The sequence below is a fragment of the Streptomyces sp. WI03-4A genome (genome assembly GCF_033792105.1).
Taxonomy (GTDB): Bacteria; Actinomycetota; Actinomycetes; order Streptomycetales; family Streptomycetaceae; genus Streptomyces; species Streptomyces collinus_A.
In genome coordinates this window covers 166,771-192,064 of sequence record NZ_JARAUO010000007.1, presented here as the reverse complement: position 1 = coordinate 192,064, position 25,294 = coordinate 166,771, and the positions used below count along the sequence as shown (strand labels likewise).

Sequence of the window (25,294 nt, the reverse complement as noted above, 5' to 3'; positions counted from 1 at the left end):
TCGGCCATCTCACTGTCCTCATCTGCCGGTTCGGGTGCGCGGGTTCAGCCGTTCAGTCCGAGCTCGTTGTCGATGAACGCGAAGAGTTCGTCGGCCGTGGCGTCCTCGCCGATGGGGCCGCCGTCCGTCTCGGCCGTCTCGGCCGCCTCGGCGGCCGCGAGCAGGGTGCGCAGCCGGGCGGCGACGCGGTGCCGCTCGATGTCCTCGGTGGGCAGTGCGGCGACGGCGGCCTCAAGGCGGTCGAGGTCGCCGAGCAGCCGGGCCGTGCCGGTGGGCGGCGCGAGCAGGGTGCCGAGGTGATCGGCGACGGCGGCCGGGGTGGCGTGGTCGAAGACCAGGGTGGCCGGGAGGTCGAGGCCGGTCTCCCTGGACAGCCGGATCTTGAGGTCGGTGGCGGCCACGGAGTCGAAGCCCAGGTCGGAGAAGGCCTTCGCGGGTTCCAGGGTCTGGGGGTCGTCGTAGCCGAGCAGGGCGGCCACCTGGGTGCGGACGAGGTCGAGCACCTCGCGGCCCCGCTGGGCGGGCGGCAGTCCGGCCAGCCGGTCGGCCAGGGTGGACGCCGTCTCGGCGGCTCCGCCGCCGGTCCCGTTGGCCGCCGCCTCGGGCAGGGCGTCGAGCAGGGGGCGTTGACGGGCCATGGTGAAGACGGGGGCGAAGCGGGTCCAGTCGATGTCGGCGACCACGAGGTGGTGTTCCCGGTGTGCGAGGGCCTGGCGGAGCGCGGTGACGGCCAGGGCGGGCCGCATGGGCGGGGCTCCGAGCCGCCGCATCCCCGCGGCGAGTTCGGCGTCGACCATGCCCCCGTCCCAGGAACCCCAGGCGATCGAGGTGGCCGTCAGGCCGCGGGCCCGGCGGTCGGCGGCGAGCGTGTCGAGGTAGGCGTTGGCGGCGCCGTACCCCGCCTGTCCGGCGCTGCCCCACACCGCGGCGCCCGACGAGAACAGCACGAACGCGTCCAGCGGTGTCCCGGCGAGCAGTTCGTCGAGGTGTGCGGCGCCCCGCACCTTGGCTGAGGCCAGGGCGGCGAGTTCGTCGAGGGTGAGTTCGGCCGGTGGTGCCATCCGCTGCATCGCGCCGGCCGCGTGCACGACGGCGGTCAGCGGCCGGTGCGCGGGGACGCTGTCCAGCAGGGCGCGGAGCGAGTCGCGGTCGGCCACGTCGCAGGCCGCCACGGTGACTTCGGTCCCCATCGCGGTCAACTCGGCTTGCAGTTCCTGGACTCCTGGCGCCTTCGCTCCTCGCCGGCCGGCCAGCAGCAGGTGCGCGGCGCCCGACTCGGCCATGAGCCGGGCGACATGGGCGCCGAGCCCGCCGGTTCCTCCGGTGATCAGTACGGTGCCGGTGGACCGCCACGGACTCGCCGGGGGTCCTTCGAGCGGTGCGCGGACCATACGGCGGGCGAACACGCCGGCCGGGCGGACGGCGACGTGGTCCTCAGGACCGGTGCCCGGCGGGGGTGTCTCGCCGGTCCCGGCCAGCATCAGGCACATCCTCCGCAACACGTGTGCGTCTGCGGTGGGGTATGCCTCGGCGATGGGGTCGCCGTCGACCGAGAGGACCGGCTCGGCCGGGAGGTCGATCAGGCCGCCCCAGGTGTCCGGCAGGTCGAGTGCCAGGCCGGTGCCCAGGCCGTGCAGCATCGCCTGGCCGGGGTCGGGCCGTTCCGCGTCGTCGACGGCCACCGCGCCGAAGGTGGCGCACCACAGGGGCGCGGCCAGGGCGGCGTCGCTGAGCGCCTGCACGAGGGTGACCGTGGCGGCGTATCCCGTGGGCAGTGCGGGATGCCGGTGATGCGGTTCGGTGGCGAGGGCGAGCAGGGACAGTGCTCCGCGGACGACGGCCGGCGCGGCTCCCCCGGCCCCGGCGCCCGCTCCGCCCTCCGCGCCTTCTCCTCCCGGTGCCGCCTGCCCGGCAGCTGCGCCCATCAGCTCCCGCAGCCGGGTGGCCAGGGTGGCTCGGTCCTCGTCGGGGCCGACCGGGAACGGCACGACGTCGGCGCCGTGTGCCCGGAGCGCCGCGGCGACCGCGGACACGCGCGGATCGTCCGTACGGGCCTCGGGCACCGCGAGCAGCCAGCGGCCGCCGACCGGGCGGGAGGCGGGGTCGGCCACCGGCTGCCAGACGACGCGGTAGCGCCAGTCGGCCACGGTCGACTCGGCGCGCCGGGTGTCGCGGGCGGCGGAGAGCGCGGGCAGGACCTCGGCCAGTGCCTCGGCGCCGACGCCCAGGTCCGCCGCCAGCGCGGGCAGGTCGGCATGGTCGAGGCCGGTCCAGAAGTCGTCGTCGGACGGACCGGCGGCCGCCGGGGGCTGCGTGGCCTGCTCGGACCAGTACCAGGTGCGCTGGAACCGGTAGGTCGGCAGGTCGATCCGGCGGGCGCCGCTGCCCGCGTAGAAGGCGGTCCAGTCCAGGGACGTGCCCCGGGTGTGCGCCCGTGCCACAGCGGTGACCAGTTCCGTCCGCTCCGGGCGGTCGCGGCGCAGCGTCGGGACGAACGCGGCGTCCTGGCCGGCTGCGAGGTTCTCGGGTCCGGCCGCGCTCAGAGCCGCGTCGGGGCCGAGCTCGAGGAAGGTGGTCACGCCGCGGTCGGCGAGCCACCGCACGCCGGCGCCGAACCGTACGGTGGCCCGTACCTGCCGCACCCAGTGGCCGGGGTCGGTCAGTTCGGCCGTCACGGGCTCGCCGGTCACGGACGAGACGACCGCGATCTCTGGTGCCGTGTAGCGCAGTGCGGCGGCCACCTCGGCGAACTCGTCGAGCATGGGTTCCATCAGCGCCGAGTGGAAGGCGTGGGACACGGCGAGCCGCTTGGTCCGCCGCCCGGCGGCCCTGAGCCGCTCCGCCACGGCCATGACGGCGTCCTCGGTCCCGGACAGTACGGTCGACGAGGGACCGTTCACGGCGGCCACCGCGACCCGGTCGTCCAGCAGGGGGACGATTTCTTCCTCGGCCGCCTGCACCGCCACCATCGCACCGCCGGGCGGCAGGGCCTGCATCAACCGCCCGCGCGTGGCGACCAGTTCGGCGGCGTCGGGCAGGGAGAGCGCCCCGGCCACGTGTGCCGCGGCGATCTCGCCGACCGAGTGGCCGAGCACGTGGTCGGGTCGTACTCCCCAGGATTCCAGGAGCCGGAACAGCGCGACTTCCACGGCGAAGAGCGCGGGCTGGGCGTAGCCGGTCCGGTCGAGCAGCGCGGCGTCCGAGCCCCACATCACGTCCCGCAGCGGGCGGTCCAGATGGGGGTCGAGTACGGCGAGTGCCGCGTCGAGGGCTTCGGCGAACGCCGGGTGCGCCGCGTGCAGTTCGCGTCCCATGCCGAGATGCTGGGCGCCCTGCCCGGTGAACAGGAACGCCGTCCTCGCGTCCGCCTGCGCCAGGTCCCGCACGAGGCCCGCCGCGGTGCCGCCGCCGGCCAGCGCGGCGAGCGCGGCGGCTGCCGCGGGCCCGTCGGCGGCGACCACGGCGGCGCGCTCTTCCAGGTGGGCCCTCGACACGGCCAGGGAGTGGCCCAGGTCGAGCAGCGACTGCCCGGGGTGGGCGCGCAGATGGTCGAGCAGGGCGCCGGCCTGGGCACGCAGGGCCGGTTCGCCGCGGCCGGAGACGAGCAGCGGGACGAGCGGAGGGACCAGCCGCGGGACGACCGACGGGGCCGAGGTGTCGGTGGCGGCCGCAGCCGCCTGGGGGGTTGCCTGCGAGGCCGTCTCCCCGGCAGAGGTGTCCCCCGCGGGCACGGCGTCAGTCGGCTCCTCGGCAGCGGCGTCCCCCAGGGAGAGGGGCTCGGTCGGCTCCTCGGCCGGCGCCTCTTCGATGATGACGTGGGCGTTGGTGCCGCTCAGGCCGAAGGCCGAGACGCCGGCGCGCCGGGGTCGGTCGGTGCGCGGCCACGGCCTGGCCTCGGTGAGGAGCCGTGCGTGACCCGCCGACCAGTCCACTCCGGAAGTGGGCGCCGTCAGGTGCAGGGTGCGCGGCAGGGTCTCGCGGCGCAGCGCCTCGATCATCTTGATGATGCCGCCCACACCGGCGGCGGCCTGAGTGTGGCCGATGTTGGACTTGATGGAGCCGAGCCACAGCGGCCGGTCGGCGGGGCGGCCCTGTCCGTAGGTGGCGAGGAGCGCCTGGGCCTCGATGGGGTCGCCCAGGGAGGTTCCGGTGCCGTGCGCCTCGACGGCGTCGATCTGATCGGCGGTCAACTGGGCACCGCTCAGAGCCTGTTCGATCACCCGCTGCTGGGCGGGGCCGTTGGGTGCCGACAGGCCGTTGCTCGCGCCGTCCTGGTTGACGGCGCTGCCGCGCAGCACGGCGAGCACGGGGTGGCCGAGCCGGCGCGCCACCGGCAGGCGCTCCAGCAGGAGCAGTCCGACGCCCTCGGACCAGGTCGTGCCGTCGGCGTCGGCGGAGAACGACTTGCAGCGACCGTCGGGAGCCAGGCCGCGGTCCTGGCTGAACCCCACGAACGAGTCGGGGGTGGCCATCACGGTGACGCCGCCCGCGAGGGCGAGGGTGCACTCCCCCGCCCGCAGGGCCTGTGCGGCCAGGTGCACGGCCACCAGGGAGGACGAGCAGGCGGTGTCCACGGTCACGGCGGGCCCCTCGAGGCCCAGCGTGTAGGCGACCCGTCCGGAGGCGACACTGGCCAGGCTGCCGATGCCCTGCGCGGCGTAGTCGTGGTAGACGAGTCCGGTGAACACGCCGGTGGGGCTGCCCTTGAGCGACGTGGGGTCGATGCGGGCCCGTTCCAGCAGCTCCCAGGACAGCTCCAGCAGCAGCCGCTGCTGCGGGTCGGTCTCCCTGGCCTCGCGGGGGCTGATCCGGAAGAAGTCCGCGTCGAACTCCCCGGCGTCGTGCAGGAAGCCGCCTTGCGCGCAGTACGTCCGGCCGGGCGTGGCCGGCTCGGGGTCGTACAGGCCGTCCACGTCCCAGCCGCGGTTGCGCGGGAACCCGGAGATCGCGTCGGTCCCGGACGCGACCAGGTCCCACAGGTCCCCGGGGGTGCGGACCCCGCCGGGGAAGCGGCAGCCCGTCGCGACGACGGCGATGGGTTCGTGCAGGCGCCGCTCGGCGTCGCGCAGCCTGCGGGTGGTCTGCCGGAGTTCGGCCGTCGCCCGTCTGAGGTACTCGCGGAGCTTGTCGTCGTTGCCCATGGTCCTTCAGCTCTGCAGGTTGTCGAGCATGGCGAACAGTTCGTCGTCGGAAGCGGACGTGAGATCGTCCTTGTCGGGATCGGTGGCCGCGGGGCCCGACGCGTCGGTGGCGTCCCGCCACTCGCGCAGCAGCGCTTCGAGCCGCCCCGTGACCCGCTGGACCGCGGCCGGCTCCAGCTCGGCTCCTGTGAGCAGGGCCGCGAGCCGGTCGACCTCGCCAAGGACCGGGTCCGCCGGGTCCGTGGTGCCGGCGAGCTGCTCGCCGAGGTGGTCGGCGAGTTCCCGCGCGGTCGGGTGGTCGAAGACCAGCGTGGGCGGCAGCCAGCGTCCGCAGGCCGCGCTGAGCGCCTTGCGCAGCTCGACGGCGGCCAGCGAGTCGAACCCGAGGTCCTGGAACGGCCGGTCCGGTGCCACGTCCTGCCACGACCCGTGCCCGAGGATCGCCGCCACGTGCCCCCGGACGAGCTCCAGCAGCAGGTCGGCGCGGCCGCCCTCCGGCAGCCCGGCCAGCCGCTCGCGCAGCCCCTCCACGAGTGCAGCCTGTCTGACGGACGGCCGTGTCCGGGCGGGCACGCTCCCCTCCGCCGGGCGGCGGGGCACGGGGACCGTACGGTTCCCGACGCCCGCGACGGACAGCACGGGCCGCCCCTTGTCGTCGGTGACCGTCACGGTGGCACCGGCGTCGCCCGGTGTGATCCGCACCCGTAGCGTCCGCGCACCGGCGGTTCCGAGGGAGACCTCCCGCCACTCCACGGGCTGGGTGACCTCGTCCACCGCCCGGTCGAGGTGGAGTACCGCGTCGAGCAGGGCCGGGTGGAGCACGAAGTCCCCGCCGCCCGCCTCCGCGGGCAGGGCGACCTCCGCGTACGACTCCTCGCCGTGCCGCCAGGCCGCCGTGACGGCCTGGAACAGCGGGCCGTACCCGTACCCGGCGGACAGCAGCTCCTCGTACCTCTCGCGCACGTCGAGGCGGGTGGCGCCGACGGGGGGCCAGGGCCCGGACACATCCGCCGGCGGGAGGTCGAGCGGTTCCAGCGTGCCGTGCGCGTGCCGGGTCCACGGCGTGTCCTCGCCGCCGCGGCTGTGGACGCTCACCGGCCTGGCACCGGAGGCCGAGTCCTCCGCACCGACGACCACGTGGACGGTCACCGGGCCCTCGTCGAGGAACAGCGGCTCCTCGACGTCCAGTTCGGCGACCAGACCGCAACCCGTCTCGCGCCCGGCGGCCAACGCCAACTCGACGAATCCCGCTGCCGGGAACATCAGCCGCCCGTGCAGGTCGTGGTCGCCCGTCCAGTCGTGCTCGGCCGCGTTCAGCCGCCCCGTCAGTACGACGAGCCCCGTGCCGGGTACCGCCACCTTGGCCGTGAGCAGCGGATGCCCGGTCGCGGTCTGCCCGCTCCCCACGACGTCCGCGCCCCCCGGCGCCGACAGCCAGTAGTGGTCGCGCTGGAAGGGGTAGGTGGGGAGGTCGTCCACATGCCGTCCGGGGTGGAGGGCGGCGAAGTCGACGTCGGTGCCCCGTACGTGCAGTTCGCCGAGGGCGGTGAGGAGTGTGCGGGCCTCGTCGCGGTCCCGGCGCTGGGTGGCCACGGCGTGTGCCTCGGCGGGGAGGGTGTCCTCGGCCATGGCGGCGAGGACGTTGTCGGGGCCTATCTCCACGAACTCGGTCGCACCCCGCGCCGTCAACGCGGCGACCGCGTCGGCGAACCGGACGGGCTCACGGACCTGGCGGACCCAGTAACGGGGGTCGCGCAGTTCATCGGTCGCCGTCTCGCCGGTCAGGGTGGAGACCAGGGAGATGCGCGGTACGTCGTACGACAGCTTCGAGGCCACGTCCGTGAAGTCGGACAGCATCGGCTCCATCAGCGGGGAATGGAAGGCGTGGCTGACGCGGAGGCGGGTGAGCTTGTGGCCCCGCAGCTTGTCCATCACCCCGGTCACTGCTTCCTCGGCGCCGGATATCACCACGGACCGGGGTCCGTTGACGGCCGCGATCTCTACGCCGTCCACCAGCGCCGCTCGCACCACGGATTCCTCGGCCCGGACGGAGGCCATCGCACCACCTTCGGGCAGTGACTGCATCAACCGAGCTCGTGCGGACACCAGTTGCGCCGCGTCGGCCAGTGAGAGGACACCGGCGACGTGGGCGGCGGCCAGCTCGCCGATGGAATGCCCGGCCACGAAGTCGGGCTTCAGACCCGCCGACTCCAACAGGCGGAAGAGGGCGACCTCGACGGCGAACAGCCCCGGCTGCGCCCAGCCCGTCCGCCGCACCAGGTCCGCATCCTCACCCCACACGACCTCACGCAACGGCCGTTCCAGATGGATGTCCAGGGCCGCGACCACCTCATCGAAGGCCGAGGCGAACACCGGGAAGCGGGCGGCCAGTTCACGCCCCATCCCGAGCCGCTGAGCTCCTTGCCCGGTGAAGAGGTAAGCGAGCTTGCCCGGAATCGGCGTCACCGCGCGGACATCGCTCAGCCCCCGCAGCAACTCCTCACGATCCGCCCCGACCACCACGACCCGGTGCCCGAACTGCGGACGCGCGCCGAGCGACCAGGCCACATCCGCCGGACGCGGCGCCTCTGGCCCCGACACGTACGCCCTGAGTCGACCGACGGACGCGACCAGGGCCTCGGGAGTCTTACCGGACACCACCCACGCGACCGGCTGCACGTCGTCCGGGGCAGGCGCCGCCAAGAACTCAGGCGGCTCCTCGACGATCACATGGGCGTTGGTCCCGCTGATCCCGAACGACGACACCGCCGCCCGACGCGGACGCCCCTCGACCGCCGCCCACTCCCGAGCCTCCGCCAACAACTCCACCGCACCGGCCGACCAGTCCACCTCACCCGACGGCTCATCCACATGCAACGTCCGAGGCAACACACCATGCCGCATCGCCAGAACCATCTTCATGATCCCAGCCACACCCGCAGCAGCCTGCGTATGACCGATGTTCGACTTGATCGACCCCAGCCACAACGGCCGACCCTCCGGCCGCCCCTGCCCATACGTCGCCAACAACGCCTGCGCCTCGATCGGGTCACCCAGAGTCGTCCCGGTCCCGTGCCCCTCCACCACATCCACATCCACGGGCGACAACCCGGCCGCCGCCAACGCCTGCCCGATCACCCGCTCCTGCGAAGGACCGTTCGGCGCCGTCAGACCATTCGACGCACCGTCCTGATTCACCGCCGAACCACGCACCACCGCCAACACCGGATGCCCCAGACGACGGGCGTCCGACAACCGCTCCACCAGCAGAACGCCGGCGCCTTCGGAGAACCCGGTCCCGTCCGCCGTGGCGGCGAACGAGCGGCAGCGGCCGTCCGGTGAGAGACCCCGCTGCCTGCTGAACTCCAGCAGCACTTCGGGGGTGGCCATCACGGTGGCGCCCCCGGCCAGTGCGAGCGCGCACTCGCCGTTGCGCAGGGCCTGGGCCGCAAGGTGCAGCGCCACCAGCGACGACGAACACGCCGTGTCGACGGTGACCGCCGGGCCCTCCAGACCGAACGTGTACGCCACCCGGCCGGAGGCGATAGCGCCGGCGGCCGAGCTGTTGGCGTAGTCGTGGTACATCAGGCCCGCGAAGACGCCGGTGGCGCTGCCGCGCAGCATGGCGGGGTCGATACCGGCGCGCTCGAACGCCTCCCAGGAGGTCTCCAGCAGCAGCCTCTGCTGCGGGTCCATGGCAAGGGCCTCGTTCGGGCTGATGCCGAAGAAGTCCGCGTCGAACTCCCCGGCGTCATGCAGGAATCCACCGGACCGCGCATACGTCCGTGCGGGTGTGCCGGGCTCGGGGTCGTAGAGCCCGTCCACGTCCCAGCCCCGGTTCGCCGGGAAGTCCGACACCGCGTCCACCCCGGACTCCACCAGCCGCCACAGCTCTTCAGGCGAGGAAACCCCGCCAGGGAAGCGGCAGGCCATCGCGATGATCGCCACCGGCTCCTCATCGGTCCGGGCGGCGGGCGCGGCCGGTGCGCGCCGGTTCGTCGCGCCCAGCAGGAGTGCGTGGAGGTGCTCGGCGACCGCGGTGGCCGTCGGGTGGTCGAACACCAGGGTCGCGGGCAGCCGCAGGCCGGTCACGGCGTTCAGCCGGTTCCGCAGCTCCACAGCGGTCAGGGAGTCGAAGCCGAGTTCCTTGAACGCGCGGTCGTGCGCGACTCCGTCGACCGACGCGTGGCCGAGGACGTCGGCTGTCTCGCGGCGTACGAGTTCGAGCAGCATCGGCCGGCGCTGCTCGTCCGTGAGCCGGGCGAGGCGATCGGCGAGCGAGGCACCGGTGGCCGCCCCGCCCGCCTGCCGGCGCGGGGTCCTGACCAGGGCGCTCAACACGGCGGGCAGGGTGCCGGACGCGGCGCGTGTGCGCAGGCCGGGCAGCTCCAGGTCGATCAGGACCGGCACCGTGGCGTCGGTCGCGAGGGCCGCGTCGAACAACGCCAGGCCGTCGGCCTCCGACAGCGCGCCGAACCCCTGTCGGCGCAGGCGGCGCAGGGCGGTCTCGTCGAGGTGGCCGGTCATGCCGGTGTCCAGCGACCACATGCCCCAGACACAGGACTGCCCCGGCATGCCCTCGGCCCTGCGGTGTCCGGCAAGGGCGTCGAGGAACGTGTTGGCGGCCGCGTAGTTGCCCTGCCCGCCCGGCGCGACCATGCCCGCCGCCGAGGAGAACAGGCAGAACAGGGCCAGGTCATGGTCCGCGGTCAGCTCGTGCAGGTGCCAGGCGGCGTCCGCCTTGGCGCCCAGGACCGCGTCCAGCCGCTCCGCGCTCAGCGACGCCACCACACCGTCGTCGAGCACCCCGGCCGTGTGCACCACACCCGTCAACGGATGCTCAGCAGGAATGCCGTCCAACACCGCGGCCAGCGACTTCCGGTCCGACACGTCGCAGGACGCCACCACCACCTCGGCTCCGAGCCCCTCCAGCTCGGCCACCAACTCCCCCGCACCCGGCGCCTGCCCGCCTCGGCGGCTCACCAACACCAGCCGTCGCACACCGTGTTTTGTCACCAGGTGCCGCGCCACCAGCCCACCCAGACCACCGGTACCACCGGTGACGAGCACCGTGCCCTCGGGGTCGATGGTGCGGGTGTCCCCGGGGACCAGCGGTGCCTTCGTCAGTCTGGGGGCCAGGACCGTGCCGCTCCGCAGGACCGGTTCCGGCTCGCCGCAGGCGACGGCCGCGGCGAGGGCTCGGGCCGAGTCGGGGTGGTCGTCGGTGTCGACCAGGACGAACCGGTCCGGGTTCTCCACGACGGCCGCGCGGACCAGCCCCCGCAGGGGGGCGAGCACCACGTCGGCCGGGTGCGTGTCGCCTGTGGCCGACACCGCTCGCCGGGTCAGCACGACCAGTTTGGACGCGGCGAAGCGCTCGTCGGCGAGCCAGTCCTGGACCACCGTCAGCGCGCCGTGTGCCGCCTGACGGGCGGCCTTTGGCACGGGCACCGCCCGGTCCGGCCGGTCGACCGCCCAGACGACCGCGCCGGGCACGGTCGCTGCCTCGTCCAAGGCGGCGCGTGCGGTGTCTAGGTCGGGGATGCCCGCCTCCAGCCCGCCTGAACCACCCGCCACCAGCGGGACCCACTCCAGGCCCAGCGGCTGAACGGTCGACGCGCTTCGCACGGACGTCAGTTGGTCGGGCGACACCGGCAGTGCCGACAGGCCGGCCAGGGACAGAACGAGGCTTCCGGTCGGGTCGGCGGCGTCGAGCCGTTCACCGCCGTCGGGGCCCGCAGCGATCCGGATCCGCAATGCGCCCGCGCCCACCGCGTGCAGGCGCAGGTCGGTCCACTCGAAGGGGAGCCGGGCGGGCGCGTCGGGTCCGGCGAGTGCGCCGGGGTGCAGACAGGCGTCCAGCAGAGCGGGGTGCAGCAGGTAGCGCTCGGCCTCCGTCCGCAGCCCATCGGGGAGTTGGGCCTCCGCGAAGGTCTCGTCGCCGCGCCGCCACATCGCCGTGACGCCCTGGAAGGCCGGTCCGTAGCCGTATCCCTGGGCGGCCAGATCGGTGTAGGCGTCGGTGACGTCCACCGCGGTGGCTCCGGGCGGGGGCCATGCGGCGAAGTCGAACCGCTCCGGCGGGTCGGCCTGGTCGGTGAGCGTGCCTTCCGCGTGCAGGGTCCAGGGTCCCGCGTCCTCGGTGACGCCGGAGTGCACGGTGAAGGGCCGGTGGCCGGACGCGTCGGGTGGTTCGACGAAGACCTGGACGGCCACGCCGCCCTGCTCGGGCAGGACCAGCGGGGTGCGCAGGGTCAGTTGGCCGAGGACGGGACGGTCGAGCTGTTCACCGGCGCGCAGGGCGAGTTCGACGAGGGCCGCGCCGGGGACGACGGTCGTGCCGAAGACCTGGTGGTCGGCGAGCCACGGCTGGGCCTGGGTGGAGAGCCGGCCGGTGAGCAGGGTCCCGCCGGCGCGTGCCGGTGCCACGGCGGCCGACAGCAGGGGGTGGTCGATGCCGCGTTGCCCGGCGACGCCGCGGTGCGCCACGGTGGCGGCCGGGTCCTTCCAGTAGCGCTTGCGCTGGAAGGCGTAGGTCGGGAGGTCGACGGTCCGGGCGTCCGGCAGAAAGGGGGTCCAGTCCACCGGAACGCCCCGAACGTGGGCCTGGGCCAGCGACAGGGCGAAGCGGTCGAGGCCGCCCGCGTCCCGTCGCAGTGAGCCGAGGGTGGCCGCGTCGACGCCGGCGGCTTCGCAGCTGTCCTGGACGGCGCTGGTGAGCACGGGGTGGGCGCTGGACTCCACGAAGACGCGGAAGCCGTCGGCCAGGAGGGCCTGGGTGGCGTCGGCGAAGCGTACGGTGCCGCGCAGGTTGCGGTACCAGTAGTCCGCGGTCAGTTCGGCCGTGTCCAGGGGGCCGCCGGTGAGCGTGGAGTAGAACGCGATGTCCGCGCTCCGGGGCCGTACCGGGGCCAATGCCTCCAGGAGGGCGTCGCGCAGGGTCTCGACGTAGTGGGAGTGGGAGGCGTAGTCCACCGCGATCCTGCGTGCCTGGATCTCCTCGGCGGTCAGTTCCGCGAACAGTTCGTCCAGGGCGCCGGTCTCGCCGCACACCACGACGGACGAGGGTCCGTTCACGGCGGCCAGCTGGAGGCGGCCCGCCCAGGGTTCCAGGCGCGGTGCGGTGTCGGTCCGGGAGAGCGGAACGGAGAGCATTCCGCCGAGGCCGGCGAGTTCGGCGCGGATGAGCCGGCTGCGCAGGGCCACGACCCGGGCACCGTCCTGGAGGGACAGCGCGCCGGCCACGCAGGCGGCGGCGATCTCGCCCTGCGAGTGGCCGACGACGGCGGCGGGCCGTACGCCGTACGACTCCCAGAGCGCGGTCAGCGACACCATGACCGCCCACAGCAGCGGCTGCACCACGTCGACGCGGTCCCACAGGGGGGACTCCAGGTCGCGGAGCACGGCGGCGGGGTCCCAGTCCACCAAGGAGTCGAGGGCCGCGGAGCAATCGGCGACGCGGTCCGCGAACGCCGGTGCGGTGTCCAGGAGTTCATGCGCCATGCCGCGCCACTGGGAGCCCTGGCCGGGGTACACGAACGCCACCCGGGGGTCCGGAAGTGCCGTGCCGGACACCGCGACGGCCGTGCCGTCGTCGGTGCGTTCGCCGGTGGCCAGCAGGCGCAGTCCCGCGAGGAGTTCGGGACCGTCCTGGCCGAGGACCACGGCGCGGTGTCCGAGCCGCGCGCGTGTGGTCAGCAGGGAGTGGCCGATGTCGACCGGGCTCCCGGTGCCGGTGCCGTCCGTGACGTGGGCCGCGAGGCGGGCGGCCTGTGCGCTCAGAGCCTGCGGTCCGCGGCCGGACAGCACCCAGGGGACCACCGGCGGGGCTCCGGCCGGTTCGGTGTGCCGGGTGCTCATGCCGGGTTGCGGGTGGGCCGGTCCGACGCGCCGTACGGGAGCAGGTCGCCGAACTCCGGGAACTGGGCGATGGCCTGTTCGGCGGTCAGCGCGGGTTTGCGCGGGCCGCGCAGCACGGCCAGCAGGAAGGCCGGGGACATCATCGCGGTCATCGGTTTGACCAGGGAGGCCACGCCGAACACGGCGTTGATGACGTCCCGGTCGCGACAGCCGGTGCGGGCGACGCGGGCCGCCATGCGGTCGGCGAGGGCGCCGCCCTGGAGGCGGACGTTGGCGCGGACGTCGGGCAGGCCCTGGTCGGTGTTGGTGGCCAGCCGCCAGGCGCCGCCGTTGATCCGGGCGATGCCGGCCTGTACGCGGCGGGCCAGTCGGGGCCGCAGGCCGCCGTCGGCCAGTTCGTCGCGCAGGAGGCGTGCGCACTGGGCGGCCACGGACATGCCGGTGCCGTGCACGGGGTTGAGCGCGGAGGCGGCGTCGCCGATGACGACGAAGCCCTCGGGCAGGGCGAGCTTCTCGTAGCGGCGCCTGCGGTCGGGGATGTTGCGGTAGGTGCGGATCGGTCCCGCCGGGGTGGCCTGGGCGATGAGGTCGGCGATGATCGGGTGGTGGCGTTCGCCGGCGAACCGTGCGAAACCCTCCTCGTCGTTGGGGGGTTCGCCGCCCCGGCTCCCGAACAGGCTGAGGATCCAGCGGCCCTCCTCCATCGGCAGAAGTCCGGCACCCTGGCCGGGCTTGCCGGTGCCGGGGGTCATCTGGATCATCACGCCGGGGAAGTCGTCCTTCGCGCCGGGCGGTGCCTCGAACCAGCGGCTGACGTAGGTGATCCCTGCGTCGACGACGTCCTCGCGGACCTCGGGGAGGCCGAGCGCGGTCAGCCAGGCGGGGGCGCTGGAGCCGCGCCCGGTGGCGTCCACGACGAGGTCGGCGTACAGCCGCTCCGCACCGCCGCCGGTCTCGACGTGCGCGCCGGTCACCCGGGAGGCGGTGCCGGTCAGTTCGAGCACCTTGGTGCCCTCGCGGACGGTGACCCGGCCGTCGCGCAGCACCTGGCGGCGGACGACGTGATCGAGCAGGTCGCGGCTGCACAGCAGCAGGTAGGCGTCGGTGTCGATGCGTTCCATCCAGCCCTCGGGGCCGCGGGCCAGGGCGCCGTGGGGCAGGCCGCGCTTCTTGGCCCCGGCGGCGTAGAGCAGGTCGACGGTGCCGGGCAGCAGTTCGTCGACGGCCTCGACGCCGCCGCGCATGAGGATGTGGCTGTGGTGGCCCTGCGGCAGTCCGCGGCGGGGCTCGGGGGCGTCGGGGAAGGTGTCGCGTTCCAGGACGACGACCTGGTCGACGGTGTCGGCGAGGGCGGCTGCGGCCAGCATGCCGGCGAGGCCGCCGCCGAGGACGAGCGCGCGGGTCACTGGTCGACCCCCGAGATGGCGAGGAACAGCTTCATCCGCTGTTCGGCGAGTTCCGGGTCGGGGAAGGCGCCGGCCCGGTCGGCCAGCCGGTAGGCGGTGGCCAGGTGCGGCACGGAGCGCGCGGACTGCTCGCCCCACACCATCCGGAAGTGCGGGGCGTGCCCGGACAGCCAGGCGAGGAAGGTCACGCCGGTGCGGAAGAAGTAGATGCTGCGGCCCTCGCCGCTGAACAGGTGCCGGTTCAACGGCAGTGTGGACCGCAGGAGTTCGGTGGCCTTGGCGTCGTCGCCGTCGTCGAGGGCGCGGAACGCCTGGGCGGCGAGCGGGATCACGGGATCGATGACGGGGGTGAGGCCGTGGCTGTGGCCGCGTTCGTCGCCGACGAACATCCGCGCGTAGTCGGTGGTGTCGCTGGTGTAGAACTTCACCCCCTCGGGCAGCTTGGCGCGCCAGGCGATCTGGCGGTCGAGCTCGGCGGGGCCGATCTTGACGCCGTCGACCTTGCCGGGGTGGTCGCGGACGATGTCGAGGAGGGCGTCGTAGGCGGGCTCGGGTTCCTCGTGGCCCCAGTACTCGGTGTTGCGGGGGTCCCACTCGGAGGTGATCCAGTGCAGGATCACCGGCTTGCTGGACTGGCGGATGAGGGCGCCGTACACCTCGGCGAAGTCGTCGTGTCCCCGGGCGGCGACGGTGAGGTGGGGGCTGCACATGATGACCGGCTGGGCGCCGGCCTCCTCGACGACGGCGAGCTGCTCCTCGTAGGCGGCCTGTACGTCCTTGAGGGTGCAGGGCTCGAAGGGCTCGATCTGGTCGGTGAGGACGGCGGCGGCCATCCGGCCGCCCACGGCCCTGGCCTCGGCGCCGCAGCGGCGGATGAGTTCGGCGGCCATCGGCCAGTCGAGGCCCATGCCGCGGTGGGCGGTGTCCATGCCTTCGCAGAGGGTGAAGCCGTGGGACCACAGGTGCCGGCGGAAGGCGAGGGTGGCATCCCAGTCGAGGGTCTGCGGCGGCGGGGTGGGGCCGACGGGGCCGAGGGGCTCGTTGTCGGCCAGCGGGTCGGCGAGCACGTGGGCCGTCGCCAGCATCGACCTGGTGCGGAAGGGGGTGGGGTCGGCCGGCCGCACCTGGGGGGTGTGGTCCGGTTCGTAGCTGGTGAGGGTGCCGTCCGCCTCGGGAAGCTTGATCATCTTCTGCTCCGAACCCCGTTCCCGGGAAGGTCTCGTGGAGCGGCGGAGCTCGCCGTGGAGCTCGCGCGGCTCATGCGTCGTTGACGGAGATGGCGTTGACCGGGCAGTTCGCGGCGGCGGTCAGCGTCGCGGCGCGCAGTGCCTCGTCGGGTTCTTCGACGAGGCGGAGCACCCGGCCGTCGGGGTGCTGGTCGAACACGCCCGGTGCGTGGAAGACGCAGTTCCCGGAGCCCACGCACGCCTCGCGGTCGACCGAGATCCGCATCGTCCTCACTCCCGTGTCACCAGGTGACGGGCAGCTCGTGGAGCCCGTACGCGTGCGCGTCGAACATGTAGGGCAGTGCGTCGGCGGGTGCCGCGAGACGCAGGCCGGGGATGCGGGTGAACAGCGTGCGGAACACCACGTCCAGCTGCATCCGGGCGAGGTTGGCGCCGGGGCACATGTGGTTGCCGTAGCTGAACGCCATGTGGCCCTCGGCGTCGCGGTGGATGTCGAAGCGGTGCGGGCCCGGGTACCGGGTGGGGTCCCAGTTGGCGGCGCCGTTGAGGGCGAGGACGCCTTCACCCTCGCGCACGGTCTCGCCGCCCGCCAGTTCGATGTCCTTGGTGGCGACGCGTACGGTCGCCGAGTCCAGGATGCTGAGGAAGCGCAGCAGTTCCTCGATGGCGCCGGGCAGCAGCGAGGGGTCGCGCCGTACTTCGTCGAGCTGATCGGGGTGTTCGAGGAAGGTGAGGGTGCCCAGCGAGATGATGTTCGCGGTGGTGTCGGAGCCGGCGATCACCAGGAGCCGGGCGATGGCCACCAGGTCGTCGTGTTCGAGGGTCGGTTCCTCGGGCAGTCTGGCGGCGATCCGGCTGAGCAGGTCCTCGCCGGGGTTCCGGGTCTTCTCGGTGATCAGTTCGTCGAGGAACTCGTCCATCTCGGCGATGGCGCCGGCGACCGCCTCCATGCTGGAGTCGTGGCCGGTGGTGGTCTCGGCGTAGTTCCGGAAGTAGCCGATGTGCTCGGGGTCCGCGCCGAGCATCTCGCAGAACAGCAACGAGGGCACGGGGACGGCGAGTTCGGCGACGAGGTCGACGGGGCCGCCCTTGGCCAGCATGGCGTCGATGCGCGCGTCGACGATGGCCTGGGTGCGCGGCTTGAGTTCGGCGATCCGCTTGGCGGTGAACTCGGGGATCACCATCCGGCGGCGCACGGTGTGCTCCGGCGGGTCCATGGCCGCGAACGGGAAGGCGATGTAGGGCAGCATCTCCTCCGGCACCTGGAACTGGTGCGGGTAGCCGGGGTTGCGGGCGTTGGAGCTCATCGACGGGTCGCCGAGCACCTGGCGGACATCCGCGTAGCGGGTCAGCGCCCAGGCCGGCTTCCCGGTCATACGGTTGACGACCTTGGCGACCGGCTCGTCCGTGCGCATCACCTCGTATTCCCGGGGAACCGAGAGCGGGCACTTCCTGCGGTCGAGCGGGAACACCGGGAGGGCCCCGGTGGCACTGCCGGTCTCGGCGTTCTCGGTCATCGGCTGGATGTCCTCTCTGGGATCGTGGCTCGATCCAAGCGCGCGCCGGTCGGGCGGGGAGCCGGGAGACCCCCCTAAGGTCGCCGGGCAACCCCTAATGCCGTCCGGCGGCGCCCGCTGGGGTCGCCCCTACGCGGTGCCTGCCGGGGGCGGCGCGGGGTGACGTATGGTCCTTGTACGGCGGGCGGTTCCCCGGCCGGGCCGTGGGGTCCGCCGCCCGCACCGCCGCGGCCCGCGGGTGCCGCAGCGCCCGGGGCCGGCCGGGCTCCGGGGCGTTTGGACAGGTCAGCGCGGGTGTCGTCGCGTGTACGCCGGCGAAGCCCTGTTCGGTCGCGGACGGGCAGCGCATAGACTGAGGTGCAGGACGACCGGTTCTGTCCCCGGGCAGGACCTCGCGAAGGAAGTGAGTCGATGGACGCAAGCGGGGAGCCAGCCCTGCCGAGCTACCTCGGCCAGGCATGGGGTCTGCGGGAGAGGCCGACCAAGGGGCCGAAGCGCGGTCTGAGCCTCGAGCGCATCGTCGACGCCGCCGTGGCCATCGCCGCCTCGGAGGGCCTGTCCGCCGTCTCGATGAGCCGCGTCGCGTCCGATCTGGGCGCCTCGACCATGGCCCTGTACCGGTATCTCGCCTCGAAGGACGAGCTGCTCGTCCTGATGATGGACGCGATCTACCAGACGCCCCCTTCGCCGCCGCAGACGCCGGACGAGGGCTGGCGCGCGGGGCTGTCGCGGTGGGCCTGGGAGCAGCACACGATCCTGCGCAAGCACACGTGGGCGCTGCGCATTCCCATCACGGGTCCGCCGGTGACGCCGAATCAGATCATCTGGCTGGAGCGCGGTCTGGACTGTCTGGGCGACACTCCGCTGTCCGAGGGTGACAAGCTGTCCGTGATCATGCTGCTGAGCGGTTACACGCGCAGCGAGGCGACCGTCTCGGCGGACGTCGAGGCGACGTTCATGGCGAAGGCGCCGGACGAGCTGGCGGCCATGGTGTCGTACGGGCAGCTCGTGCGCCGGCTGGTCGGTCCCGACCGTTTCCCCGCGCTGAACAAGGTGATCGACGCCGGTGTCCTGGACGAACCCGCGGGTCCGGACGACGAGTTCGTCTTCGGGCTCGAACGCATCCTCGACGGCATCGGTGTGCTGATCGACCAGCCGCACGGCTGAGCCCGCCCGCCTGCCGGTACACCGGCTCGGTCCGCCGGTTCCCCGCGCCCGGCCGCGCGCCCCTGGTTAGGGGGCGGAAGGGGGGCCGCCGTGCGCCTCGCGTGGCTACGGTCTGCCGCGAGTGCGCCGCCTTTCGCTTTGCCGCGTCGGCCGTCGCGCACGCCGTAGGCCGCCGGCCGGACGGGCGCGAGGGCGCCGGGGCCTGGCGGTGCGACCGACACCGTCACCGCAGGAGGCGACATGACCGACACCGGTACCGGGCTCTACCTGGAGCTGCTGAAGAAGGTGCTCACCAACCGGATTCAGATGGACACCCCGTCGGCCTGGCCGGCGGGTCCCGGGGGCGCGGCGGACGGGGAGGACGAGGCCCGGCCGGCCGCGTTCAGCGCGCACACCATGGTGAGCCCCGAGAGCCTCGACAACGTGCAGTACTGCGTCGAACGCGCCCTCGCGGACGGCGTGCCCGGCGACCTCATCGAGACCGGTGTCTGGCGTGGCGGCATCTGCGTGCTGATGCGCGCCATCCTCAAGGCGCACGGGGTGGAGGACCGACGGGTGTGGGTCGCCGACTCCTTCGAGGGCGTGCCCGAGTCGGGCGAGGGCAGCCACCCGCTGGACCAGGAGATGGCGCTGCACAACCTCAACACCGTGCTCAGTGTGTCGGCGGACGCGGTCCGGGCGGTGTTCAAGTCGTACGACCTGCTGGACGAGCGGGTCGAGTTCCTGGAGGGCTGGTTCAGCGAGACGCTGCCGGCCGCGCCCATCGAGTCGCTGGCCGTGCTGCGGCTGGACGGCGACCTGTACGTCTCGACGATGGACTCGCTCTCGGCGCTCTACCCCAAGCTGTCGCCGGGCGGCTTCGTCATCATCGACGACTACAACATGGAGGGGTGCCGTACGGCGGTGCACGAGTACCGCGACGCGCACGGCATCAAGGAGGAGATCGAGGCGGCCGACAGCGTCGGCGTCTGGTGGCGCAAGGAGTCCTGAGCCGTACGAAGGCGGCCTCCGCGACGTGACGTCGTGGAGGCCGCCTTCGGCTGTGCGGGGAAGAAGCCGCCGGTGTGTCAGTCGGCGCGGCGCTGGAAGAAGACGCCGGCCAGCACGACGGACACCAGGAGGATGCCGCCGGACCAGACGAGCCCGATCCAGGCGTGGTCGCCGACCGGCCGGTCGAGCAGGAAGCCGCGGACGCTCTCGATGATGGCCGTGGACGGCTGGTGCTCGGCGACGCCCTGCAGCCAGCTCGGCAGCGTCTTGATCGGTACGAAGGCGCTGCTGATGTACGGCAGGAACATCATCACGAAGGCGAAACTCGCCGCCGCGTCCGTGGACTTGGTGAGCAGGCCGACCACGGCGGCGAGCCAGGACATCGCGAGGATGAACGCCACCAGCACGCCGGCGGCCGCGAGCCACTGGAGCGTGTCGGCCTTGGGGCGGAAACCGATGAGGAGAGCGACCCCGATCACCACGAAGGTCGAGGTGATGTTCTTGATGATGCTGGCCATGACGTGGCCGCCCAGCATGGCGGCGCCGCTGACGTCCATGGACCGGAACCGGTCGACGATGCCGGTGCTCATGTCGTTGGCGACGCCGACGCCGGTCTGGGCCGCGCCCCACACGGTGCACAGCAGGAGCACACCGGGTGCCACGTAGGTGACGTAGTCGCCGCCCGTCTGGATCGCCCCGCCGAAGAGGTAGACGAACAGCACCATCATCATGATCGGCAGCATGAGGGACATGATCAGCGCGTCGACGTCACGCCTCGTCAGGCGGGTGCACCGGCCGATCATCGTCAGCAGGCTGGACACCGTTCCGACGGAACGCGGCCTCGCGGTCAGCGCGATGCTCTCAGACACCGGCGGTCTCCTTCGCTTCGTCCGCCTCCGCGTTCGCGGTGCGGCCGGTCAGCGCCAGGAACACGTCGTCCAGGGTGGCGCTGTGGACGTGGAACTTCGCGACGCGGTCGCCGTCGGGGTCGACCTCGTCGAGCAGGGCGCGGACCCGCTGGGCCGAACCGTCCGAGGCCACGCCGATCGTCAGCAGGCCGGGGTCCTGTGCGACCGTCCGCTCGCCGAGCAGTCCGAGCACGGTGTCGTAGGCGCCGCGGTCGGTCAGTTCGAGGTCCAGGCGCTGCCCCGAGACCCGCTCCTTGAGCTCGTCCGGGGTGCCCTCGGCGACCACCTTGCCGCCGTCGAGCAGGGCGATGCGGTCCGCGAGCCGGTCGGCCTCCTCCAGGTACTGCGTGGTGAGGAAGACGGTGAGGCCGCCCTCGGCGAGGGCCGCGACGACACCCCACAGCGCCTGCCGGCTGCGCGGGTCGAGACCGGTGGTCGGCTCGTCGAGGAACACCACCGACGGTGAACTGACCAGGCTCGCCGCGAGGTCGAGGCGGCGGGCCATGCCGCCCGAGTAGGTGCTGAGTTTGCGGCCGCCCGCCTCCGTGAGGTCGAACCGCTCCAGCAGGTACCGCGCGCGCTCGTGCGCCTCCTGCCGGGACAGCCCGGAGAGCCGGGCCATCATGTAGAGGTTCTCCGCGCCGGTCTGGTTCTTGTCGATCGCCGCCTGCTGCCCCGTCAGCGTGATCCGCTGCCGGACTTTTCGGCGCTCCCGGGTGACGTCAAAACCGGCGACTTTCGCCTCTCCGGCGTCCAGGGAAGTCAGCGTCGACAGGATGCGGACCGTGGTCGTCTTTCCGGACCCGTTGGGCCCGAGCAGTGCGAAGACACTGCCCTTGCGCACGTTTATGTCGACACCGTCGAGCACCTGTACTTTTCCATAGGATTTCCGTAGCCCACGGGCCTCGATAGCCATTTCGTGGATCATTCGCCGTTGCACCCCTCGCCATCCGGAGAGCATGTCCGCAGCATCTTGAAGGCGATCTGCGTGTACCGTACGCTATTGAGCGTATCCCATACACAGTCCGGTGTCCACCCGCGTCCTGAACTGCGAAGAAGCTCAACTCCTCGCGTCCAGGGCGGCGTTCGCATGCGAGGGATCGATGACTTGGAGGGCAGGCGTGCCGTTGTACCGGGAACGTGGTGTCGAGGTCACGGTGAATCCGGACGGCTGGCTCGTTCTGTGCGACGGGCTGACGGGGAAGGAGCACTTCTATCCACCCCCGTTCACGGTCGCCTGGATCGCATTGCAGCGCTGGGGCGGGGACCCGCATCTCGCCACCGACGAAATCGCCGAAATGTGGCAGGAAGACGCGGCGGAGACCTTGACGGCTGTTCAGAAATGGCTGGCGGAGCTGCGGACGGCCCGGCTGATCCGCGACGACCACCCCTAGGCCGGATTTCCTCCCGGCCGGATTCCGCACTGCGACGGAAGGTGACGACGTTGGAAGGGCGCACGAGCCAGGGAATGCCCGCCCATCTCGCCGACGTGTGGGGCCTGCGCGAACGGCCGGCCAAGGGACCCAGACGCGCCCTCAGCCTGCCGCGCATCGTGGACGCCGCGGTGGCGGTGGCCGGCGCGGAGGGCCTGGCGGCCGTCTCGATGAGCCGGGTGGCCGCCGAACTGGACGCCTCCCCCATGTCCCTGTACCGCTACGTGTCCTCCAAGGAGGACCTGCTGCTGCTCATGGTGGACGCCATCTACCGCACCCCGCCCTCCCCGCACGAGGGGGACGGCGGCTGGCGCGAGGGCCTGCGGAGCTGGGCCTGCGAACAGCACGCGATCCTCGACGAGCACACCTGGGCCCTCCACGTGCCGGTCAGTGGACCGCCGGTGACCCCCCATCAGCTCAACTGGCTGGAGCAGGGTCTGGCCCGGCTGGCCGGCACCGCACTCCCCGAGGGCGAGAAACTGTCGGTGATCATGCTGCTCAGCGGCTACATCCGCAACGAGGCGACGGTGACCGCGGAGGTCCGGCAGTCCTTCCTCGCCGCGGCGCCGGACGAGCGGGCCGCGATGGCCTCGTACGGCCGGCTCATGCGCGCCCTGACGGACCCGGCCCGGTTCCCGGCACTGAACCGGGTGATCGACGCCGGGGTGCTCGACGAACCCACCGGCAGCGCCGAGGAGTTCGCCTTCGGCCTGGACCGCGTCCTGGACGGCGTGGGCGCGCTCGTCCGGGCCCGGGGGCGCGAGGCCGCCGACGGCCACCGGTAGGACGGACGCTCCGGGCGCGCCCCGTCACGGGCGCGTCCGGATGCGGCCCGCGTCCGGTTACGGGTGCGTCCCGTTCCCGGCCGTCGCCGTCAGCCGCTCCCGCAGGAGCGCGACGACGTCCCCGGCGTGCCGGTTGAGGTAGAAGTGGCCGCCGGGGAACACCTTCAGTTCGAAGGGCCCGGTGGTGTGCTCCCGCCACGCCTCCGCCTCGGCCTCGGTGACCTGCGGATCGGCGTCCCCGGTCAGCGCCACCACCGGGCACCGCAGCGGGGGTCCTGGCCGGTACCGGTAGGTCTCGGCGGCCTTGTAGTCGCTGCGGAGGGCCGGAAGGATCATCCTGACCAGCTCGGGGTCCTGGAGCATCGCCGGCTCGGTGCCCTCCATCTTCACGATCTCGGCGAGCAGCCGCTCGTCGTCGCCCAGGTGCACCCACTGCGCGCGGTGCCTGGACGGTGCCGTGCGCCCGGAGACGAACAACGCCGACAGGGTGGTCCCGGCGGCCTCCAGGCGCCGGGCGACCTCGAAGGCGACCGTCGCGCCGAGGCTGTGGCCGAACAGCGCGAGGGGCCGGTCCGTGAGGTCCGCGAGCTGCCCGGTGACGGCGTCGGCGAGCAGCTCCGCGTCCTCGAACGGCGCCTCACGGCGGCGTTCCTGCCGGCCCGGGTACTGCACGGCCAGCACGTCCACGGCGGGAGACAGCGCCCGGGAGACGGGGAAGAAGTAGGACGCGGCACCGCCCGCGTGCGCGAGGCACACCAGCTGGGCCGCGGCCCGCGGGGCCGGGTGGAAGCGCCGGATCCACTCTCCAGTGCCGACGGTCACTGCCTGTCCCTTCGTCGTACGAACCTGATGGAGCCGCGCCGGCCACGACCGTGCGTCGCCGGTCGGCCGGCCCGTGGGTCAGCCGGTCAGTCAGTCGTCATCGTCGTCGTCCTGGTAGTCGGGCAGGGAGAGTTCGGGTGCGATGGAGAACTCCGAGACGTCCGCGGTGCGGTGCTCGACGCGGCCCAGGGCCTCCTTGATCGGCACGCTCAGCCGCTCGGCCTTCTCGGCCTCCTTGCGGTCGCGGCCCTCCACGAACTCCGGCATCACCTCGCGGGCGAACAGCTCCAGCGACTCCATGATGTGCTCGTGCCTGTTCTTGCCGATCTGCACCGAGAAGATGATCTGGTCCACGCCGACGGCCTCGTAACGCCGGATGATGTCGCGGATCTGCTCCGGCGTGCCGATGCCGCGCCGCAACATGCCGACCTGGTCCATCATCGCCTGCTCGACCCCGCTCTGCTCGTCGCCCTCGGCGGGGGCGGCGGCCGGTGTGCGGGTGAAGCCCAGCGACTCCTTGGCGGCCTGGAACTCCGCCCAGATGTCGGTGACTCCGGGGCGGTGCTCACCGGTCATGTAGTAGTGCATCAGCGAGTACGAGAAGAAGTGCGCCGCCTCCAGGCCCCGGTCGAGGGCGACTTCCTCGTCCTCGTGGCACATGAACGGCAGGACCATGGCCACGTTCGCGTTGACCGCGTGGCCGAGCGGCCGGCACTCCTGCGAGGCGAGGGTGCCGTAGTAGGCGTCCACCCATTCCTTGGCCTCCTCGGGGTTGACGAAGGAGAAGGCCAGCGCGCCCATGCCCTCGCGGGCCGCGTCCTGGATGCTGTCGCGGCGCGTGCACGCCCGCCACAGCGGCGGATGCGGCTTCTGCTTGGGCTTGGGCACCACGTTGCGGGGCGGCATGTTCACCCAGGTGCCCTCGTGGCCGGTGAACGGTGTCTCGGTCATCATCCGCACGACGACTTCCAGCGCCTCGTGCCACTGCTCGTACTTGTCCTTGAGCTCGATGCCGAAGGCGCCGACCTCCAGCTGTGAACTGCCCTGCCCCGAGCCGAAGTCCAGTCGTCCACCGGATATCAGGTCCAGCACGCCGAGCCGTTCGGCGATGCGTGCCGGGTGGTTGACGGCGGGAGGCATGTGGACGATCCCGTGGGCGAGCCTGATGTTCTTGGTGCGGGCCGCGGCGGCCGCCAGGAACACCTCCGGCGCCGACGAGTGGGAGTACTCCTCGAAGAAGTGGTGCTCGGTCGCCCACGCGTAGTCGAGGCCGAGCCGGTCGGCCAGCTCGATCTGCTCGAGGGCCTCGTTGTACAGCCTCTCCTCGCTGTCCTCCGCCCACGGCCGGGGCAGCTGGTGGTGGTAGATCAGGCCGAATCTCATGAACTTCCTCCGTGGGACGAGAACCGTGCACAAGGGAGCCGCAGGCCGACCCTAGGACGCGGTGCCGTGCAGGTGGGACGACCCGCGGGGCACTGAGGGGGTGGGCCGGACGGTTCAGGGGGCGGGTGCCGCGCCGCTAGGGGTGGTGGGGACGGCACGGTGGAACCGGGCCTGGAAGAACAGCAGCGGATCGGGCTCGCCGGCGCTCACGCCCAGGTCCTGGACGCGGCCGACGGCGATCCGGTGGTCGCCGCCCGGGTACACCGCCTCGATGGTGCAGTCGACCCACGCGAGCGCACCGGCGAGGCGGGGCGATCCGGTGGCCGGGCTCGGCCACCACTCCACGCCGGCGAACCGGTTGCCGTCGGTGGCCGCGAACCGGCCGCACAGCGGCTGCTGTTCGGCGGCGAGGATGTTGGCGCAGAACCGGCCGGCGCGCCGGATGCCCGGCCAGGACCGGGAGAGGCGGGACACCGAGAACGAGACCAGCGGCGGCTGCAGGGACAGCGAGACGAACGACTGGCAGGTGAAGCCGACGGGCGGCAGGCCGTCCTCCTGGGCGGTGATGACGGCGATCCCGGTGCAGAAGTGGCCGAGGACGTGCCGCAGTCGCGCCGGTTCGAGACGGCTGCCGTCGCTGGTCTGTTCCGTGTGTACGCTCATCGGTCGCTCCGCCCGTCAGTCGGTCGCCGCAC

Annotated in this window: 15 protein-coding genes; 4 read left to right on the top strand and 11 right to left on the bottom strand. The window is 72.8% G+C overall.

Annotation, left to right across the window (positions count from 1 at the left end; all coding sequences use genetic code 11):
* Nucleotides 1–44: 44 nt before the first annotated feature.
* The 6 genes from PV343_RS10940 to PV343_RS10915 all read right to left on the bottom strand — a co-directional run bounded on the left by PV343_RS10940 (nt 45) and on the right by PV343_RS10915 (nt 17,111).
* A complete protein-coding gene (locus PV343_RS10940; protein WP_319146645.1) occupies nt 45–5,141 on the bottom strand; it encodes a type I polyketide synthase in 5,097 nt (1,698 codons plus the stop codon).
* Nucleotides 5,142–5,147: 6 nt separating this feature from the next.
* A complete protein-coding gene (locus PV343_RS10935) occupies nt 5,148–13,001 on the bottom strand; it encodes a type I polyketide synthase (protein ID WP_319146644.1) in 7,854 nt (2,617 codons plus the stop codon).
* Nucleotides 12,998–14,407: an NAD(P)/FAD-dependent oxidoreductase gene (locus PV343_RS10930; protein ID WP_319146642.1), complete on the bottom strand. Its 1,410-nt coding sequence runs from the start codon at nt 14,405–14,407 to the stop codon at nt 12,998–13,000. The genes PV343_RS10935 and PV343_RS10930 overlap by 4 nt, the downstream gene beginning before the upstream one ends.
* Nucleotides 14,404–15,594: a DUF993 family protein gene (locus PV343_RS10925; protein WP_319146640.1), complete on the bottom strand. Its 1,191-nt coding sequence runs from the start codon at nt 15,592–15,594 to the stop codon at nt 14,404–14,406. The genes PV343_RS10930 and PV343_RS10925 overlap by 4 nt, the downstream gene beginning before the upstream one ends.
* A 70-nt stretch (nt 15,595–15,664) precedes the next feature.
* A complete protein-coding gene (locus PV343_RS10920) occupies nt 15,665–15,859 on the bottom strand; it encodes a ferredoxin (RefSeq protein ID WP_319146639.1) in 195 nt (64 codons plus the stop codon).
* A 16-nt stretch (nt 15,860–15,875) separates the two neighbouring features.
* Nucleotides 15,876–17,111: a cytochrome P450 gene (locus PV343_RS10915; RefSeq protein WP_319146638.1), complete on the bottom strand. Its 1,236-nt coding sequence runs from the start codon at nt 17,109–17,111 to the stop codon at nt 15,876–15,878.
* 411 nt (nt 17,112–17,522) lie between these two features.
* Here PV343_RS10915 and PV343_RS10910 point away from each other — a divergent pair, with 411 nt between their 5' ends.
* Complete coding sequence (locus PV343_RS10910; protein WP_319146637.1) at nt 17,523–18,278, top strand: TetR/AcrR family transcriptional regulator; 756 nt, start codon at nt 17,523–17,525, stop codon at nt 18,276–18,278.
* Between the two features lie 240 nt (nt 18,279–18,518).
* Nucleotides 18,519–19,268: a TylF/MycF/NovP-related O-methyltransferase gene (locus PV343_RS10905; protein ID WP_319146636.1), complete on the top strand. Its 750-nt coding sequence runs from the start codon at nt 18,519–18,521 to the stop codon at nt 19,266–19,268.
* Nucleotides 19,269–19,345: 77 nt separating this feature from the next.
* Here the strand turns inward: PV343_RS10905 and PV343_RS10900 are convergent, their stop codons facing one another.
* Nucleotides 19,346–20,089 carry an ABC transporter permease gene (locus PV343_RS10900; RefSeq protein WP_317447765.1) on the bottom strand — a complete coding sequence of 248 codons (744 nt, stop codon included), beginning with the start codon at nt 20,087–20,089 and terminating at the stop codon, nt 19,346–19,348.
* 40 nt (nt 20,090–20,129) lie between these two features.
* Entirely contained in the window at nt 20,130–21,104 is a 975-nt protein-coding gene (locus PV343_RS10895) for an ATP-binding cassette domain-containing protein (protein ID WP_319146635.1), read from the bottom strand.
* 100 nt (nt 21,105–21,204) lie between these two features.
* Between PV343_RS10895 and PV343_RS10890 the strand changes: the two genes are divergently transcribed.
* Together PV343_RS10890 and PV343_RS10885 are read left to right on the top strand one after the other, a co-directional pair.
* On the top strand, nt 21,205–21,570 hold the full coding sequence (locus PV343_RS10890; RefSeq protein WP_319146634.1) for a hypothetical protein: 366 nt from the start codon (nt 21,205–21,207) through the stop codon (nt 21,568–21,570).
* 41 nt (nt 21,571–21,611) lie between these two features.
* Nucleotides 21,612–22,394 carry a TetR/AcrR family transcriptional regulator gene (locus PV343_RS10885; RefSeq protein ID WP_319146633.1) on the top strand — a complete coding sequence of 261 codons (783 nt, stop codon included), beginning with the start codon at nt 21,612–21,614 and terminating at the stop codon, nt 22,392–22,394.
* Nucleotides 22,395–22,451: 57 nt separating this feature from the next.
* Here PV343_RS10885 and PV343_RS10880 read toward each other — a convergent pair whose 3' ends face one another.
* From PV343_RS10880 to PV343_RS10870, 3 genes are all read right to left on the bottom strand, one after another.
* Nucleotides 22,452–23,216 (bottom strand): thioesterase II family protein, encoded by a 765-nt coding sequence (locus PV343_RS10880; RefSeq protein ID WP_319146632.1) that lies wholly within the window; start codon nt 23,214–23,216, stop codon nt 22,452–22,454.
* A gap of 90 nt (nt 23,217–23,306) precedes the next feature.
* On the bottom strand, nt 23,307–24,599 hold the full coding sequence (locus PV343_RS10875; protein ID WP_319146631.1) for an LLM class flavin-dependent oxidoreductase: 1,293 nt from the start codon (nt 24,597–24,599) through the stop codon (nt 23,307–23,309).
* Nucleotides 24,600–24,713: 114 nt separating this feature from the next.
* Complete coding sequence (locus PV343_RS10870) at nt 24,714–25,262, bottom strand: flavin reductase family protein (RefSeq protein WP_319146630.1); 549 nt, start codon at nt 25,260–25,262, stop codon at nt 24,714–24,716.
* Nucleotides 25,263–25,294: the final 32 nt, after the last annotated feature.